General features: G+C 70.6%; 15 protein-coding genes. 5 read left to right on the forward strand and 10 right to left on the reverse strand.

Going from position 1 to position 17,212, the window contains the following annotated elements; translation table 11 throughout:
• Positions 1–123 precede the first annotated feature (123 nt).
• Positions 124–1,536, forward strand: coding sequence for a replicative DNA helicase (gene dnaB, locus KA711_17225; protein ID MCM0610708.1), 1,413 nt, complete (start codon positions 124–126; stop codon positions 1,534–1,536).
• A 115-nt stretch (positions 1,537–1,651) separates the two neighbouring features.
• Here dnaB and KA711_17230 read toward each other — a convergent pair whose 3' ends face one another.
• The 7 genes from KA711_17230 to KA711_17260 all read right to left on the reverse strand — a co-directional run bounded on the left by KA711_17230 (position 1,652) and on the right by KA711_17260 (position 10,342).
• Positions 1,652–3,283 carry a response regulator gene (locus KA711_17230; protein MCM0610709.1) on the reverse strand — a complete coding sequence of 544 codons (1,632 nt, stop codon included), beginning with the start codon at positions 3,281–3,283 and terminating at the stop codon, positions 1,652–1,654.
• Entirely contained in the window at positions 3,267–4,880 is a 1,614-nt protein-coding gene (locus KA711_17235; protein MCM0610710.1) for a tetratricopeptide repeat protein, read from the reverse strand. Before KA711_17235 ends, KA711_17230 begins: the two co-directional genes overlap by 17 nt.
• A gap of 181 nt (positions 4,881–5,061) precedes the next feature.
• Positions 5,062–6,219, reverse strand: coding sequence for a molecular chaperone DnaJ (gene dnaJ / locus KA711_17240; GenBank protein MCM0610711.1), 1,158 nt, complete (start codon positions 6,217–6,219; stop codon positions 5,062–5,064).
• Positions 6,220–6,323: 104 nt separating this feature from the next.
• Positions 6,324–8,270 (reverse strand): molecular chaperone DnaK, encoded by a 1,947-nt coding sequence (gene dnaK, locus KA711_17245; protein MCM0610712.1) that lies wholly within the window; start codon positions 8,268–8,270, stop codon positions 6,324–6,326.
• Positions 8,271–8,331: 61 nt separating this feature from the next.
• The gene (gene grpE, locus KA711_17250; GenBank protein ID MCM0610713.1) at positions 8,332–8,865 is read right to left on the reverse strand and encodes a nucleotide exchange factor GrpE; all 534 of its coding nucleotides are present in this window, start codon (positions 8,863–8,865) and stop codon (positions 8,332–8,334) included.
• A 77-nt stretch (positions 8,866–8,942) separates the two neighbouring features.
• Positions 8,943–9,365, reverse strand: coding sequence for an RNA-binding S4 domain-containing protein (locus KA711_17255; GenBank protein ID MCM0610714.1), 423 nt, complete (start codon positions 9,363–9,365; stop codon positions 8,943–8,945).
• Positions 9,362–10,342, reverse strand: coding sequence for a glycerophosphodiester phosphodiesterase (locus KA711_17260; GenBank protein MCM0610715.1), 981 nt, complete (start codon positions 10,340–10,342; stop codon positions 9,362–9,364). Before KA711_17260 ends, KA711_17255 begins: the two co-directional genes overlap by 4 nt.
• Positions 10,343–10,436: 94 nt before the next feature.
• On the opposite strand from KA711_17260, the gene KA711_17265 reads away from it, so the two are divergent.
• Positions 10,437–12,179: a long-chain fatty acid--CoA ligase gene (locus tag KA711_17265; GenBank protein ID MCM0610716.1), complete on the forward strand. Its 1,743-nt coding sequence runs from the start codon at positions 10,437–10,439 to the stop codon at positions 12,177–12,179.
• A 71-nt stretch (positions 12,180–12,250) separates the two neighbouring features.
• On the opposite strand, the gene KA711_17270 is transcribed toward KA711_17265, so the two are convergent.
• The 3 genes from KA711_17270 to KA711_17280 form a co-directional block, all read right to left on the reverse strand.
• Entirely contained in the window at positions 12,251–12,730 is a 480-nt protein-coding gene (locus tag KA711_17270) for a hypothetical protein (GenBank protein ID MCM0610717.1), read from the reverse strand.
• 100 nt (positions 12,731–12,830) lie between these two features.
• Positions 12,831–13,637 carry a sulfite exporter TauE/SafE family protein gene (locus KA711_17275; GenBank protein ID MCM0610718.1) on the reverse strand — a complete coding sequence of 269 codons (807 nt, stop codon included), beginning with the start codon at positions 13,635–13,637 and terminating at the stop codon, positions 12,831–12,833.
• Between the two features lie 11 nt (positions 13,638–13,648).
• Entirely contained in the window at positions 13,649–15,001 is a 1,353-nt protein-coding gene (locus KA711_17280) for a DUF3422 domain-containing protein (protein MCM0610719.1), read from the reverse strand.
• Positions 15,002–15,271: 270 nt separating this feature from the next.
• On the opposite strand from KA711_17280, the gene KA711_17285 reads away from it, so the two are divergent.
• From KA711_17285 to KA711_17295, 3 genes are read left to right on the forward strand one after another with little or no spacing between them, the layout of a single operon-like run.
• Positions 15,272–15,751 carry a DUF2087 domain-containing protein gene (locus tag KA711_17285; protein MCM0610720.1) on the forward strand — a complete coding sequence of 160 codons (480 nt, stop codon included), beginning with the start codon at positions 15,272–15,274 and terminating at the stop codon, positions 15,749–15,751.
• Positions 15,752–15,777: 26 nt separating this feature from the next.
• Positions 15,778–16,275 carry a tRNA adenosine(34) deaminase TadA gene (tadA, locus tag KA711_17290; GenBank protein MCM0610721.1) on the forward strand — a complete coding sequence of 166 codons (498 nt, stop codon included), beginning with the start codon at positions 15,778–15,780 and terminating at the stop codon, positions 16,273–16,275.
• On the forward strand, positions 16,275–17,183 hold the full coding sequence (locus KA711_17295; GenBank protein ID MCM0610722.1) for an LD-carboxypeptidase: 909 nt from the start codon (positions 16,275–16,277) through the stop codon (positions 17,181–17,183). Before tadA ends, KA711_17295 begins: the two co-directional genes overlap by 1 nt.
• The last annotated feature ends 29 nt before the right edge of the window (positions 17,184–17,212 follow it).

Here is a 17,212-nt window from a genome sequence, read left to right on the forward strand (position 1 = left end):
CGCCGCTATCCTGCAGGTGCCCCATGAAGGCCGGCGCAAGCCGGCCTTCTGCATTTGGCGGCTGTCGTTCTCCACAGGAGACGCAGCCGCTGTCCACAGGCTTGTCCCCGACCCGGCCCCACCATGGACCTGCTCAGCACCCTTCGCGACCCCGCTGCCCCGCGCGACGACGAAGTCGAGCGCCTGCGCGTGCCACCGCACAGCACCGAGGCCGAGCAGAGCGTGCTCGGCGGCCTGCTGCTGGACAACCTGGCCTTCGACCGCGCCGCCGAGCTGCTGGCCGACAGCGACTTCTACCGCCACGAGCACCGGCTGATCTTCGGCGCCATCCGTGGCCTCATCCAGGCCGGCAAGCCCGCCGACGTGGTGACGGTCTTCGAGCACCTGCAGAGCCAGGGCAAGGCGGACGACGCCGGCAAGCTGAAGTACCTGAACGACCTGGCGCAGAGCGTGCCGAGCGCCGCCAACATGCGACGCTACGCGGAAATCGTTCGCGAGCGCGCTGTGCTGCGCAAGCTGATTGCCGCCAGCGACGAGATTGCCACCACGGCCTTCAATCGCGAAGGCCGCGCGGTCAGCCAGATCCTTGACGAGGCCGAGAGCAAGATCCTCAAGATCGGCGAGGAAGGCAACCGCTCTCAGCAGGGCCCGCAGCCCATGGGCGGCCTGGTGGTGGCGCTGATGGACCGCGTCAACGAGCTGGCAGAGAACCCGGCGGGCGACGTGACCGGGGTGAGGACCGGCTACTACGACCTCGACAGCATGACGGCCGGCCTGCAGAAGGGGGACCTCATCGTGCTGGCGGCACGTCCATCGATGGGCAAGACCGCCTTCGCACTGAACATCGCCGAGCATGTGTGCATCAAGGAGGAACTGCCAGTCCTCGTGTTCTCCATGGAAATGGGCGCGGCGCAGCTGGCGTTGCGCCTGGTGGGCAGCCTCGGCCGCATCAACCAGCAGAACCTGCGCACCGGCAGGCTGGCCGACGACGAATGGGGCCGCCTGGCCGACGCGGTGGAGAAGCTCGGGCGCGTCTCCATGTTCATCGACGAGACAGCCGGACTCTCGGTGGCCGAACTGAGGGCACGCGCCCGCCGCATGGCGCGGCAATTCGGCGGCACGCTGGGACTGATCGTTGTCGACTACCTTCAGCTGATGAGCGGCTCCGGCGGCAGTGACGAGAACCGCGCCACCGAGCTGGGCGAGATCTCTCGCGGCCTCAAGGCGCTGGCCAAGGAGCTGCAGTGCCCGCTGATCGCGTTGTCGCAGCTCAACCGCAGCGTAGAGAGCCGCACCGACAAGCGCCCGATGATGAGCGACCTGCGCGAGTCGGGCGCCATCGAGCAGGACGCCGACATCATCATGTTCATTTACCGCGATGAGTACTACACCAAGGAAGCCTGCAAGGAGCCCGGTGTCGCGGAGATCATCATCGCCAAGCAGCGAAACGGCCCGGTGGGCACCGTGAAGCTGACCTTCCTGAAGCCGCTGACGAAGTTCGACAACCTGGCGCCCGGCAGCTCCAACGAGTACTGACGACGCAAGGCGGTCCGGCCTGCCACAGGCCCGCACCCGCGCGCTTGCCGCCGCCGCGGCCTTGCAGGGGCAGGGCCGGCACTCTTGACCCCGCCCGCGGCTCCGGTCCGACCGCTCAGCGGCGCAGCACCATGCCCCCGGAAGAACGCTTGCTGCGGCGCACGCCGGCAATGTGCGTCGCAATGGCGCAGTAGCGCCGAGCCAGATCCGACTGTGCCGCCATCAGCTTCCGCACGCCATCGATGCGCTCTTGATGCCGCTTGGCCACCAGTCCGGCCATCTCGATGAGCTTGGAGTTGCCGGTGCTACCGCCTTGCTGCAGCAGCGTCTGCACAGCGCGCGTCGGCTGGCCTCTCAGCGACAGGTTCATGGCCGACTCCGCGACCTGCATCACCTGTGCGTACGCGTCGCGGATGATGGCGGCCGATGCCGGATGGTGGCGAGCCGCCGCCACCAGCACTTCACAGGTCGCGTGTGACACCGCGAATCGCTGGGCAATTCGTCCGATCACCGACTCGATCTCGTCGGTACCCACGCCGAGGCGTTGCAGCCGTGTCCAGACCGAAACCACATTGGTGGCAGACTCCATGTCGAACGCGGGCTCCAGCAGGTCTTTGGACTCGCACCGAAGCAGCGTCAGGCCTTCCTGAAGGCGACCTCGATGCAGCCGCACCAGGACTTCGCCGAGCTGCTCCATCCGTTCGAGGCGCACCGACTCCGGGTTGCGGCTGGAGAACCTGACCAGCACGTCGTAGGCCGCCTCGAGGCCCTTGGTGTCGCCGGCATCGAACCGCAGCAGCGTCAGCAGCATCATGGACAGCACGTCGAACAGCGCGGACTTGTGGCCCAGCTGCCAGGTCCGCTCCAGCAGCTGCACGGCGCTGCGCACGTCGCCGGCATAGAAGCTGAGCGTGCCGGCGTGCTGAAGTCGCAGCACGCATCCGGGCGTCATCTCGGCCGCCTTGCGGTAGGTCTCCAGGGCCTCGGCGAGGTTGCCCTGCTCCATGTGCACCTTGCCCAGCACATCGTAGCTGTCGGCGAAATCCGGGTCGGAGCTGACGAGCGCTTCCAAGGTTCGGCGTGCCAGCGCCACGTCGCCGTCAGACAACTGCACCCGCGCCACGCCCAGCCGGGCCCAAGGCAGCGTCTTGGCGGCGATCACCGCGTCGTACAAGGCCTTGGCTTCCTCATTGCGATTGAGCATCAGCAGCAATTCGGCGCCGATGCGCGCGGCGTAGAGCCAGTAGAGCCGGCGCTCGTTGAACCGCTCCAGGCAAAGGTTGGCGGCGCGCTCGAAGTCCTTGGCCTCCATGGCCTCGAAGATGGTCTTGAGCACGCGCTTGCGCTGACGGGCCTCCTTCAGCCGCTCGAAAAGCGCGTTCGCCGAGAACGGCTTGACCATGAAGCTGTCGAGCGCGGCTTCGGCCGCCTCGGCGACAGAGGCGTAGGTGGCCTCCGGGGTGATCATCACGAACACCGTCGAGTAGGGCAGCAGCTGTTCCCGCCGCAGTTCCTCCAGCAGATCCTGGCCGGTGTGGCCGCCGCCGTCACCGGTGTCGTCGCACAGGATCAGGTTGAAGCCCCGGGTTTCGATCAACTCGCGCGCATCGGCGATGCGGCTCGTGCACTTCACCGTGCCGAAGCCGAACTCGCGCAACTGCGCCTGCAGCACGCTGCGGCTCGTCGGGTTGGCATCGACCACGAGGGCGCTGTGGTCGGCCACCTCGCGGTCAATTGCCATCTGCATCGGCGGTCTCCTGGGCTCGCACCCGCAGGTGCAGGCCGCCCGGTGAGCGGCCGTTTCGCTGGATGGCCGTGACGTGGCTGGCGGCGCGGGGGGTGCGGGCCTGCAAGGCCCGGGCTTCGTCGAGAGCAGCCTGCAAGTCCGGCTGGTGCGCGTGACCCCGGGCCTTCATGGCGCGGTGGCCCAGAGCCACGGCCATTTCGATGAGCTTGGCATTGGGATGCTGACGGGCGTGCTCCAGCAGCAAAGCGAGCGCAGCTGCCGGCTTGCCCGCCAGCGAGTGTTCCACCGCCCGCTCGGCCACGCTGCTCACGGCCTGCTGGCAGGCCTGCAACCAGCCGACCACCGTGGCGTCTCGCCGCGATGCCGCCATCAGGATCTCGGTGATGGCGCGACCGGTGCAGAAGCGCAGACCCAGCCGGCGCACCAGCGCCTCATGCTCCGGACCGAAGCGCTGGCCAGCGGGCGTGCGGGCCCACAGGCCCAGCAGCAGGTTGGCGCCCTCGATGTCGAAGGCATCGTCGCGGGCCGCGTCCGACAGCGTGCTCAAGCTCGCCGTGGCGACATGGGTACGGCCCTCGGCCATCATGACCTGCGCCTCCATGACGTCCCCCAGGCGCTGCAGCCGCGGCGAATCGGCGAAGCGTTGCCGGTACAGCGCCAGATGCGAAGCGGCGGCATGCAGGCCCGGCACGTCGCCGGCGTCGGCACGGAGCATGGCGAGCAGCACCAGCGTGAGAGGGTCGAACAGCTTGCTCTGGGATCCGATCGAGACGGCGCTCGACAGCCACTGCGCTGCCGACGCAGCCTGGCCCTGATAGAAGGCCAGCGCCCCTGCGTGCTGGTTGCGCAGCAGGCAGCTCGGGGTGATCTCCACGGCCCGGCCGTAGGCTTGCAGGGCGCGGTCGAACTGGCTCTGCTCCATCAGCAGCCGACCGTCCAGCTCGTGGGCGTCGGCGTTGTCGGGATCGGACTGCAGCACACGCTGCACCACGGACTGCGCCTGCTGCCACTGGCCCGCGGCCAGCTGGGCGCGCGCCACGCCCAGCAGCGCCCACGACGCGCCCTCCGAGTCGGCCAGCGCCTCGAACACTCTGCGGGCCTCCCCGGTGCGCCCCAGCCTCAGCAGCAACTCGCCACCCAGCCGGCCGCACCACTGCGCGTACGGCTGCTGGGCTTCCCAGCGACGAATGGCCAGGGCGAGAGCCTGCTCGTCCTGCCCGGAATCCAGAGCCTGCAGCACGGGGTCCAGCTCGCGCTTGCGTTTCCGTGCCTCGAGCAGCCGCGACTCCAGCGCCGTCGCGCTGCAGGGGCGAATGATCAGGCCGTCGAGCGCCGATTCGCCGGCTTCCACGACCTGGTGATAGGTGACCTCCGAGCACAGCATGATGAAGACCGTGCTGTGCGGCAGCTGGTTCTCGCGACGGAGCTCGTCGAGCAGGTCCTGGCCGTTGTCGGGCATGCCCTCGAACTCGCGGCAGCACAGCACGATGTCGAAGGGCCCTTGCTCCAGTGCCAGGCGTGCCTCGCGCGTGCGCTGCACGGTCGTGACATGGCCCACGCCCAGATCGCGCAGCTGCGCCGCGAGGATGCTGCGCATCGTTTCCTGCGGCTCCACTCGGGTGGGCGCGGGCCTTGTGGATGTCGCGATCCATCACAGCAGCCAGCAACGGACGGCGGCCGATGGGCGGCAATGAAGGTGGACCGATGAGCTCACGGGCTTGAGCGCCCACTTGAGGACGCACAGTGGCGACGCTCAGGCTATCGGCGCCGCAGCCGGCTTACTTGAACACGTCCTTGACGCGGTCGGTCCAGCTCTTGGCGTTGGGCGAGTGGCGCTCGCCGCCCTTCTTGAAGCTCTCGTCGAGCTCCCTGAGCAGCTTGCGCTGGTGCTCGCTGAGCTTGACGGGCGTCTCCACGGCCACGTGGCAGTAAAGGTCGCCCGGGTAACTTGAGCGCAGGCCCTTGATGCCCTTGCCGCGCAGGCGGAAGGTCTTGCCGTGCTGGGTGCCCTCCGGCAACTCGATCTCGGCCTTGTTGCCCAAGGTGGGCACCTCGATCGTGCCGCCCAGCGCGGCGGTTGCCAGGCCGACCGGCACCGTGCAGTGGAGGTCGTCGCCATCGCGCTCGAAGATCTCGTGCTGCTTGACCCGGATCTCGATGTAGAGGTCTCCCGCGGGGCCGCCGTTGTGGCCGGGCTCGCCGTTGCCGGCCGAGCGGATGCGCATGCCTTCGTTGATGCCGGCGGGGATCTTCACCTCCAGCGTCTTCTGCTTCTTGATCTTGCCGGCACCGTTGCAGGTGGCGCAGGGATCCGGGATGATCTTGCCGCTGCCGTGGCAGTGCGGGCAGGTTTGCTGGATGCTGAAGAAACCCTGGCGCAGGTGCACCGTGCCGCTGCCGTTGCAGCTGGGGCAGGTCTTGGCGCTGGTGCCCGGTTTGGCGCCTGTGCCATGGCAGGTGTCGCAGCCGTCCCAGGTGGGCACGCGGATCTGGGTGTCCTTGCCGAAGGCGGCGTCCTCCAGCGTGATCTCCATCGCGTAGCTCAGGTCGTTGCCGCGGTAGACCTGCTGGCCCCCGGCGCCACTGGCGCCGCCCCGCCGACCACCGGCGCCGCCGAAGATGTCGCCGAAGATGTCGCCGAAGGCTTCGGCGAAGCCGCCAAAGCCTTCGGGTCCCGGGCCGCCACGGCCGCCGCCCATGTTGGGATCGACGCCGGCATGCCCGTACTGGTCGTAGGCGGCCTTCTTCTGGGGGTCGGAGAGGATCTCGTAGGCCTCCTTGGCCTCCTTGAACTTCTCCTCGGCGGCCTTGGCCCCGTCGCCCTGGTTGCGGTCGGGGTGGTGCTTCATCGCCAGCTTGCGATAGGCCTTCTTGATGTCGTCGTCGGTGGCGTTCTTGGGCACGCCCAGAACGTCGTAGTAGTCGCGCTTGGCCATGACGGTGTTCAGGTGCAGATCAACGGGCAAACAGGAAAACGGCAAGGGCCGGCAGAGCCGGCCCTCCGATCAGAGCATGCGTGGCGGGGTGCCGCCGGGCCTCGTCACTTCTTGACCTCCCTAAAGTCGGCGTCGACCACGTCGTCTGCCGGCCGCGAGGCTTTGGGCGGCTCGCCGCCCGGCGCGGCGCCCGGACCACCCGGTGCATCCGCGGCGCCGGCCGCGGCCTGGGCGTCGGCGTACATCTTCTCGCCCAGCTTCTGGCTGGCCGTCATCAGGGCCTCGGTCTTGGCCTCGATCGTGGCCTGGTCGTCGCCCTTCAGCGCCTCGTCGACGTCCTTGATCGCCGCCTCGATCTTGTCCTTCTCGGCCGGGTCGAGCTTGTCGCCATGCTCGGCCAGGCTCTTTTTCACCGAGTGCAGCATCGCGTCGGCCTGGTTGCGGGCCTGCACGAGCTCGAGCTTCTTCTTGTCCTCGGCGGCGTTGATCTCGGCATCCTTCACCATCTTCTCGATCTCGGCCTCGTTCAGGCCCGAGTTCGCCTTGATGGTGATCTTGTTCTCCTTGCCGGTGCCCTTGTCCTTGGCACCGACGTGCAGGATGCCGTTGGCGTCGATGTCGAAGCTGACCTCGATCTGCGGCAGGCCGCGCGGCGCCGGCGGAATGCCCTCGAGGTTGAACTCCCCGAGGCTCTTGTTGCCCGTGGCCATCTCCCGCTCGCCCTGGAAGACCTTGATCGTGACCGCCGGCTGGTTGTCGTCGGCGGTGCTGAACACCTGGCTGAACTTGGTCGGGATCGTGGTGTTCTTCTTGATCATCTTGGTCATCACGCCGCCGAGCGTCTCGATGCCCAGGCTCAGCGGGGTCACGTCGAGCAGCAGCACGTCCTTGCGCTCACCGCCCAGCACCTGGCCCTGGATCGCGGCGCCCACGGCCACGGCCTCGTCGGGGTTGACGTCCTTGCGCGGCTCCTTGCCGAAGAACTCCTTGACCTTCTCCTGCACCTTGGGCATGCGCGTCATGCCGCCGACCAGGATGACGTCGTCGATCTCGCTCGTCTTGACGCCCGCGTCCTTGATGGCGATGCGGCAGGGCTCGATCGTGCGCTCGATGAGCTCCTCCACCAGGCTCTCGAGCTTGGCGCGCGTGAGCTTGATGTTCAGGTGCTTCGGGCCCGAGGCATCGGCCGTGATGTAGGGCAGGTTGACGTCGGTCTGCGTGCTGTTGGAGAGCTCGATCTTGGCCTTCTCGGCGGCTTCCTTCAGGCGCTGCAGGGCCAGCACGTCCTTCGTCAGATCGACGCCCTGTTCCTTTTTGAACTCGGTGACGATGTAGTCGATGATGCGTTGATCAAAGTCCTCGCCGCCCAGGAAGGTGTCGCCGTTGGTCGACAGCACTTCGAACTGCTTCTCGCCGTCCACGTCGGCGATCTCGATGATGCTGACGTCGAAGGTGCCGCCGCCCAGGTCGAACACGGCGATCTTGCGGTCGCCCTTGCCGTGCTTGTCCAGGCCGAAGGCCAGCGCTGCGGCGGTGGGCTCGTTGATGATGCGTTTCACATCAAGGCCGGCGATGCGGCCGGCGTCCTTGGTGGCCTGACGCTGGCTGTCGTTGAAGTAGGCCGGCACCGTGATGACAGCCTCGGTCACTTCTTCGCCGAGGTAGTCCTCGGCCGTCTTCTTCATCTTGCGCAGCACCTCGGCGCTCACCTGGGGCGGCGCGAGCTTCTTGCCGCGCACCTCCACCCAGGCGTCGCCGTTGTCGGCGGCGGCGATGGTGTAGGGCATCAGGTCGATGTCCTTCTGCACTTCCTTCTCGGTGAACTTGCGGCCGATCAGGCGCTTCACCGCGTACAGCGTGTTCTTGGGGTTGGTGACGCTCTGGCGCTTGGCGCTGGCGCCGACGAGGATCTCGCCGTCGTCCTGGTAGGCGATGATGGACGGCGTCGTGCGCGCCCCCTCGCTGTTTTCGATGACCTTGGTGGTGTTGCCCTCCATCACGGCCACGCACGAATTGGTGGTGCCGAGGTCGATGCCGATGATCTTGCCCATGGGGTTGTTCTCCTGATTCGGGAATGCGGTTGAGCGGAAGTTGTGGATAACTTCCGTCGATTCAAGGCTTGGCGGCGGCCACCGTCACGAGGGCCGGGCGCAGCACGCGCTCGGCGATGAGGTAGCCCTTCTGGAGAACGGCCACCACGGTGCCCGGCTCCTGGTCGGCCGGCACCACGCTGATGGCCTGGTGCTGGTGCGGGTCAAACCGGGTGCCGGCGGCGGGGGCGATGGCGCTCACCCTGTTCTTCTCGAGCGCCGTGGTGAGCTGGCGCAGGGTGGCGTGCGTCCCCTCGATCAGCTGCTCGTTCGTGGCATTGGGCAGTGCAATCGCGGCGGCCAGGCTGTCGGCCACCGGCAGCAGGCTCTCTGCGAAGGCCTCGACGGCGAACTTGCGCGCCTTGGCCATCTCTTCCTCGGCGCGACGGCGGGTGTTCTCGGCCTCGGCCTTGGCACGCAGGTAGGCGTCGGCCACCTCGGCGTGCCGGGCCTGCAGCTCGGCGAGCTGGGCTTCCAGGCTGGGCGGCGTGTCCGCCGCGGGCTGGTCGGCGGGCGCTGCCGCCTCGGGGGCGGTCTGGGGGTCGGGTGCGGTCATGGTGAGGGTCGAAACACGGACGCTCTGTTCGTGAGGGCGGCCCGCGTCGTTTCAAGACCCCATCCGGGACAAAGTCATCACCGGGACTCTTCGTCGAGGCAGGCGCTCCAGCGGTTCCAGTCGGCCAGTTGCCGGCGGTCGCGCTTGGTCGGGCGGCCCTGTCCGAGGGTGCGGGCCGGCTCGGGCGCGAGGCGGCGCCTCTCGGCGGCGGCCTCGCGCGCGGCCACACTCTCAGGCGTCTCCTGGTACAGCGCCTGCGCCACAGGGGCCGGGCCGCGCATGACCGAGAGGCCCCGCACAACCAAGGTGCGCAACACCACGCCCTGGCGCAACTCGACCCGATCGCCGACCTTCAACTCGCGCGCCGGCTTCACAGGCTGCTCGTTGACGCGCACGCGGCCTTTGTCGATTTCGTCGGCGGCCAGCGCCCGCGTCTTGCACAGGCGCGCCGCCCACAGCCACTTGTCCAGGCGCAGTCGCGTCAGGGGCTCGCTGCTCATCGGCTCTTCAGAACCCGCAACACCAACGCCGGGTCATCGCTGATCAGGCCGTCCACGCCCCAAGCCATCAGCCGCTCGATGTCGGCCGGGTCGTTGACCGTCCAGGGGATCACGCGCAGGCCCAGCGCCCGCGCCTCGGCCAGACGCTCCGGCGTGAGGTCGCGAAAGTTCGGCGACCAGATCGGTGCGCCGAGCGACTGCACCAGGCGCGGCACCGAGCCACCGTGGGCCGCCAGGTCCAGGCCCGCCGTCCAGGCGCCGCTGGCGACGGTGTCGAAGTCGGGCCTTTGCGCGCTCAACGCCGCGGTGGCCACGCCCGGCGCCCGCCGCCGCACGAGGGCGAGCGTGCGCCAGTCGAAGCTCTGCACGGTGACGCGGTCGCGCAGGCCGTGGCGGTCGATCACGGCCAGCAGCGCGTCGACCATGGCCTCGGGCGAGGCGGTCTCGTCCGGCGCCAGCGGCGACAGTTTGGTCTCGATGTTGAAGCGCAGCGAAGCGGGCGCTTCGCGGCGCGCGAGCTCGAACACGGCGTCCAGCGTCGGCACGCGTTCGCCGTCCACGGCCCGCTGGGCCGGCCACAAGCCGGCGTAGCGCGAGCCCGGGCGCAGCCGGCCGACGTCGTAGGCCCGCAGCTCGGCGAGCGTCATGGAGGCCAGCGTGGGCCCGGGCGCCGCGATCCAGGCGCCGTCGGGGCCGCGCGTGGTGTCGGGGTTCAGGCGCCGGTCGTGCATCACCACCACGACGCCATCGCGCGTCAGGCCGGTGTCCAGCTCCCAGGTGCTCGCGCCGGCCGCCTGCGCAGCACGGAAGCCGGCCAGCGTGTTCTCGGGCGCCACGGCGCGGGCGCCGCGGTGGCCTTGCAGGTCGAAAGCCTGTGCGGGCAGGGCCAGGCCGCACAGCGTGGCCAGCAGCAGCACCCAGGGCAGGGGCCCCCGCCTTGGGCTGCGGGGTGCGGCGGGGGACGGTGCACGGGCCATGGCTTGAGATTTTCGCCTGCGCCCGCCGCGAGAGCGACTGCACTTGCGGGAAAGGCACGATGACGCCGTCGCGGGGAACCGGTACACCCATGCCATGACACCAGCCAACCCAGACCCCGCCACCCACACCGCCTCGCAGCCCGCGGCCGGGGATCCCCGCAAACCCTGCTGGCCCGCGCGGCTGCCGCGCGAGCTGGTGGTTCCCGAAACGACGCTGTGGTTCAACCTCGAGGTCAGCGCGCGCCGCTATCCCGACAAGGCGGCCTGCGTGTTCTTCGGCCGCTCACTCAGCTACCGCGAGCTGCACGCGCAGGCCGAGGCGCTGGCCGGCTGGCTCCAGGCCCACGGCGTGCAGCGCGGCGACCGCGTGCTGCTGCTCCTGCAGAACTGCCCGCAGTTTCTCGTCGCCTTCTATGCCGTCCAGCGCGCGGATGCGGTGGTGGTGCCGGTGAACCCCATGAACAAGGCCGACGAGCTGGGCCACTGCATTGCCGACCCGCAGGCCCGCGTGGCCATCACCAGCGCCGACCTCGCTGCCGCGCTGGCCGAGGCCGACGCGCGGCTGCCTGCAGACCAGCGCCTGCGCCACACCGTGGCCACGCGCCTGTGCGATGCCATGCCCGAGGTGCTGCCGGAGGGCGAGACGCCGTCCGAGGCCCTGCTCGCCTGGCTGCGCGCCGACCCGCCGCTGCCCGCCGGCACCACGCGCTGGGCCGAAGCCCTGGACGCCCGGCACCGCCCGGGCCCGCCGCAGGCGCAGCCCGACGACCTGGCGCTGCTGCCCTACACCTCGGGCACCACCGGCCTGCCCAAGGGCTGCATGCACAGCCACCGCACGCTCATGCCGAACGCCATCGGCGGCAGCCTGTGGGGCCATGCCAGTGCCGAGACGGTGAGCCTGGGCGTGGTGCCCATGTTCCACATCACCGGCATGCTGTACGGCGTGATCTCGCCGGTTTACGCGGGCAGCACGGTGGTCATCATGCCGCGCTGGGACCGAGAGCTCGCCGGCCGGCTGATCAGCCGCCACCGGGTGAGCCACTGGACCTGCATCCCGACCATGATCATCGATCTGTTCGGCAGCCCCCACTACCGCAGCTTCGACCTGAGCAGCCTGCGCTATCTGTCGGGAGGCGGCGCGGCCATGCCCCAGGCGGTGGCCGAGCGGCTGCAGGCCGAGTTCGGCATCACCTTCGCCGAGGGCTACGGCCTCACCGAGACCGCTGCGCCCAGCCACGCCAACCCGCCCGAGCGCGCCAAGTTGCAATGCCTGGGCATGCCGATCTTCGGCGTCGACAGCCGCGTCGTTGATCCCGCCAGCTTTGCGGAGCTGCCGGCGGGCGAGGCGGGCGAGATCGTCACGCACGGGCCCATGGTCTTCACGGGCTACTGGGGCCACCCCGAGGCCACGGCCGCGGCCTTTATCGAGATCGACGGCAAGCGGTTCTTCCGCACCGGCGATCTCGGCCGCCGAGACGAGGAGGGCTATTTCTTCATCACCGACCGCCTGAAGCGCATGATCAACGCCAGCGGCTACAAGGTCTGGCCCAGCGAGGTGGAGCTGATGCTGTTCAAGTGCCCGCTTGTGCAGGAGGCCTGCGTGATTGCCGCGCGCGATGCCTACCGCGGCGAATCGGTGAAGGCCGTGGTGGTGCTGCGGGCCGAGCACCGCGGGCAGGCACAGCCCGAGGACATCATCGCCTGGGCGCGCGAGCACATGGCGGCCTACAAGGTGCCGCGCCAGGTGGCGTTCGCCGACGCGCTGCCCAAGAGCGGCAGCGGCAAGGTCATGTGGCGGCTGCTGCAGGAGGCCGAGCTGGCGAAGCCGGCGGCCTGAGAGCCTGTGACGACATCATGCGCGCCCGCGTTCCATATCTTCGCAGGCTCTGAGAATCCTTTTCTCGCGGTTCAGACGCGGCTGATGGCCAGCTGCAGCGCGCGCGCGTCGTTGCTGGCGCGGTGGCGCACCAGCCCGAGTTCGGCCACGGCGGCGCGGCGCATCGCGTCCAGCCGCGCCAGACGCGGCTCGTCCAGCAAGGTGGTGACCGACTCGAGCCGAAAGCGCAGCGGGCGATCCGCTTCGTCGAACAGCAGCGCGAGCCAGGGGTAGTCATGCGCCCAGCCATCGCAGTACACGGTCTGGCCGGCGAGTTCGGCGTTCAACAGATCGGCCACCTCGGTGATGGCGCGGCCATGCTGCAGCAGCGTGGAGCGCGCGATGCCGTGCACGCGCTCGGCCCTGGTGTCCCAGTGCGTCCAGTGTGGAGCCGGCCGCACCAGGGTGCAGCGGGCACGGCCGTCGCCGAGCACATAGCCGATCTCGATGGGATAGCTGCGGGCGCCGAAGCCCGAGGCTTCGATGTCGAGGATCGCGGGGACGGCTGTCATCTTCTGCCGGGCATGGCGGGCGCTCGGGTCGACGAGCGAGCTGGCGAGATCAGGGCTGAGGGCATCAACACGGGCTGGGCTGGGGTGGTTGGACCAGCTCTCACCCTCGCAGCGCCCGGGCCAGCACGAGCAGGGCCACGAGCACCGCCAGCACTGCAAAACCGCGGCGCAGCCGCGCGGCGCTGAAGCGTGGCGCCAGTCGCCGGCCGAGCAGCAGCCCGGTCACGCTGCCCGCTGCAAAAGGCAGCGCGTCGGCCAGCGCCAGCTGCCCTTGGGCAGCTGCCGCGGCGACGCCCGAAAGCGCCACCAGCGCGATCACACCCAGCGAGGTGACCTGGATGCTGCGCAGGTCCAGGTTGGTGTGGCGGTCCAGCGCCGGCACGATGACGAAGCCGCCGCCGATGCCAAGCAGGCCGCTCAGCGCACCGGCCAGCGCGCCCACCCGGCCCAGCACCCAGGCGCAGCGCGGCGTCCAGCGCAGGCGCAGCTCGCCGTCGGGGCGCACGCAGGCGGGCTGCGACGGCCGCGGGGCGCTGCCGGCGGCGTCGGGGTCGGCACGGTGCCACATGCGCTTGGCGGTGAACAGCATGAAGGCCGCAAACACGCCCAGCAGCACCGGCTGGGTCAGCCGCTGCGCCAGCGCCACGCCCAGCGGTGCCACCAACATGCCCGCAGCGCCCAGCATGAGCGCCGCCCGGTAGCGCAGCAGCCGGTCGCGCAGGCCCAGCAGGGCGCCGACTCCGCCCGCCAGACCCACCGCCACGAGGGACATCGCCGAAGCCTGCTGAACCGACAGCTGCATCACGAGCACCAGCAGCGGCACGCCCAGGGCGCCGCCGCCGGCGCCGGTGAGCGCCATCAGCAGGCCGGCCACCGATCCCAGCGCCGCGAGGGCCAGAGTCTCCATCAGGCCGCGACTCAGGGCTTGTCGGTTTCCATGCCCGCACGCCGCCCCAGCCGGTCGTGGATGCTGCGCGTGCTGCGCCACACGCCGAACACCACCAGCGGCAGCAGCGCACCCACCGCCACCTCGGGGTTGAGCGGGAGACCCGCCGCCTTGGCGCCTTTGGCGCCGTACAGCAGCAGGCTCACCACGTAATACGAGATGGCCGCGATCGACAGCCCCTCCACGGTGGCCTGCAGCCGCAGCTGCAGCGCCTGGCCCTGGGCCAGGCGGGCCAGCAGCTGCTGGTTCTGGGTCTCGGTGGCGATGTCCACGCGCGTGCGCAGCAAGCCGCTGGCGCGCTCCACCCGCGTGGCCAGCGAGGCCAGGCGCTGCGCCGAGGCCGCCACGGTGGCCACCGCCGGGGCCTGCCGGCGCTGCAGAAACTCGCCCAGCGTCTGCTGGCCGTGCAGGTAGGCCTCGCGCAGCTCGGCCAGGCGCTGCTGCATCAGTGCGTCGTAGGCGCGGGTGGCGTCGAAGCGGAAGGCATATTCGGCCGTGGCGCGCTCCAGTCGCGCCGCCAGCAGCACCAGTTCGTCGAGCAGGGTCTGATCGGAAGCCTCGCGCGCCTCGAATCGCGCCGTCAGTGCCGACAGCTGCTGCTCGGCCTGCGCCACTTCGGGCAACAGCGTCTTGGCCGCGGGCAGCCCCAGCAACGCCATCAGGCGGTAGGTTTCCATCTCGAGCAGGCGCTGCGAGATTCGGCCCGCGCGGGTTTCGGTGGTGCCCGGCGGCGCCACGACGAGGATGCGCTCGAAGCCGTCGCTGCCCAGCAGGAAGTCGGTCATCACCGCCGAGTGGCCATCGCGGCCCATGCGCGACACCGCAACCGGCCGCCCCCCGAACCACTGGCGCGCCGGCACCAGCCAGTCGTCGCTGGCGACGTCGGCATGCAGCATCACCAGCTCGATGGCCACCAGCACCTGGCCGGGGATGTCGCGCACCCAGTCGCGGTCAAGGATCAGCGCGTCCATCAGCGGCGGGTCGCTGCTGCCCAGGCCGCGATCCTCGGGCAGCGGCTGGAACAGCGTGTACCGGGTGAACTCGGTGTGGCGCTCCCAGCGCAGCGAGCCGCCGGGCAGGCGCAGCCGCAGGAATTGAGCGTCGAGCGCCTCGGCCGGCAGCCCGTCGTGGCCGGGCAGCTGGCGCAGGTGCTGCCACTGGGCGCTGCGCGCGACGCCGTCGTGGCGCACCGCCACGTACAGCACGAGCGCCGGCATGCGGATGCGCGCCGCCGGGCGGGCGTGCGCCTCGTCGTGCAGGCGCTGGCGCACGGGATCATCGGGCGGCAGCCAGCGTGTGGCGGGGGCGGGGGTGTTTCCGGTCATCGGCTGCGTCGGGCGGGCATTGCAGTGTGCGGTGATGAGAGCCTACGCGATCCGGCGACGATGCGGCCGGCCCCCGGGCCCGGCTGTTGGTCACGCTGGGGGCTGGGAGGGCCGGGCCCCTGTGGCACCCGCTGCCCCCCAAACCCCAGGCCAGCCCCACGGGACGGCTCATGCGGACCCACAGACAGGCCCCGGGCTGCCGCGCGAGCCAGACCGCCGCGTGCCCGAGAAGGTGGCGCCGGTGCGCGGCATCAGCGGCATACTGGCGGCATGAACAACGCCGCCGCAGCCCTCGCCCCAGCCCACGAACCCGTGCCCGGCCTGGCCGCGCTGGTGGTCAAGGAGGGCGTCGCGCTCGGCGGCCTGACCGAGCCGCAGCGCGCGCTGGCGTTGGGCTTCGTGTGGGCCGGCCTGCCGCGTACCGAGCTCACCGAGAGGGCCGTCAACGACGCGCTGAAGGCCCAGCTCGCGGGCGCCGCGCGCTGCCTGGACACCGACCACGTCGAGCTGCGCCGCTGGCTGTGCGACACCGGCTGGCTGCAGCGTGACGGCTATGGCCGCGCCTACCGGCGGGTGGCGCCCGCGGCCCTGCCGGCAGCTTGCGCCGCGATTGGCCGGGCGCTGGAGTCCGCGTTCGACGAGGGCGCCACCGCGGCCTGGGCCGACACGCGCCGCACCGAGCGCGAGGCGGCACGGCTGGCCCGACGCCGTGCCTTCGAGGCCCGGCCGGGTGCCGCCGCCGCACCGTGACGGGCGACGGGTTCGACAGCGTGGCGATGCGCCTGGCGCTGGACCAGGCGCAAGACGGCCTGCGCGCCGGGGAGGTGCCGGTGGGCGCGGTGATCCTGCGGCGCAGCGCCGACGGCTACGAGCTCGTGGCCAGCGGCTACAACCGGCCGATCAGCAGCCACGACCCCACGGCCCATGCCGAGATCGTGGCGCTGCGTCAGGCGGCCCGGCGTTGCGGCAACTACCGACTGCCGGAGTGCGAGCTCTACGTGACGCTGGAACCCTGTGCGATGTGCGCGATGGCGCTGCTGCACGCGCGCCTCAGGCGCGTGGTGTTCGGCGCCCCCGATCCCAAAACCGGCGCGGCGGGTTCGGTGCTGGACTTGTTTGCCGAGCGGCGGCTCAACCACCACACGGCGCTGCTGGGCGGCGTGCTGTCCGGGCCCAGCGCCGAGTTGCTGCGCGGGTTCTTCGCCGAGCGGCGGGCGCGGCGGCGGGCGCTCTCGCCCGGCCTGCCGCTGGCGCCCGACGTTCAGGCCGGGTGATGCGCTCGACCCTGGCGTTGTGGTCGCCCTCAGGCGCGGTGGGCCGGGCGGCGACGCTCACCCGCGCTGCGCGCCGGCTGCGGGCTCTCGGTTTCGAGGTGCAGCTGGATGCCGGCGCGCGGGCTCGCCATCAGCGCCACGCGGGCACCGACGCACAGCGTCTGGCCGCACTGCACCGCGTGGCCGCCGCTGCGCCCGACGTTGCCATGGCCACGCGCGGGGGTGACGGCCTGACGCGGCTGCTCGACGCCGTCGACTGGCGGCTGCTCGCCCGCAGCGTCGAGCGGGGCACCCGCTGGGTGGGGCAGGGTGAGCTGACGGTGCTGCAACTGGCACTGCTGGCCCACACCGGTGCCGGCAGCTGGGCCGGGCCCATGGCCTGCGACGACTTCGGACGCGCCGACGCGGACGGCGGGGTTGACGAGGTCACGCGCGACTGCTTCACCGAGGCTCTGGACGGCTCGCTCGAGGCGGTGGGCTTTCGCACTGCGCCGGGCTACGACGGGCTGGCCCTGCGCGGCCTGCTCTGGGGCGGCAATCTGACGGCACTGCTGTCGCTGCTGGGCACGCCGCACTGGCCGGCGCGGGCCGCGCGTGGCGGCGTGCTGTTCCTCGAAGACACCCACGAGACCCCGGAGCGGACGGAGCGCGCCCTGCTGCAGCTGCGCCAGGCCGGCGTGCTGCAGCGCCAGCGGGCCGTGCTTCTGGGCAGCTTCAGCGGCCGCGGCGCGGCCTCGCCGAGCCGCGGCCAAGGTCTGCGGGCCGCTCTGGGCCGGGTGTGCGACGGGCTCAAGGTGCCGCTGCTTGGCGGCCTGCCTTTTGGCAACGTGCGGCCCACGCTCAGCCTGCCGGTGGGCCGGCGCGTCAACCTGGTGGTGCAGGGGCGGGAAGTCCTGATCGGCTGGTAGGCCCGAGGGCGCGGGTGCGGCGCCTAGAA

Origin of the sequence: Ideonella sp. WA131b, assembly GCA_023657425.1 — a bacterium.
GTDB lineage: Bacteria > Pseudomonadota > Gammaproteobacteria > Burkholderiales > Burkholderiaceae_C > Rubrivivax.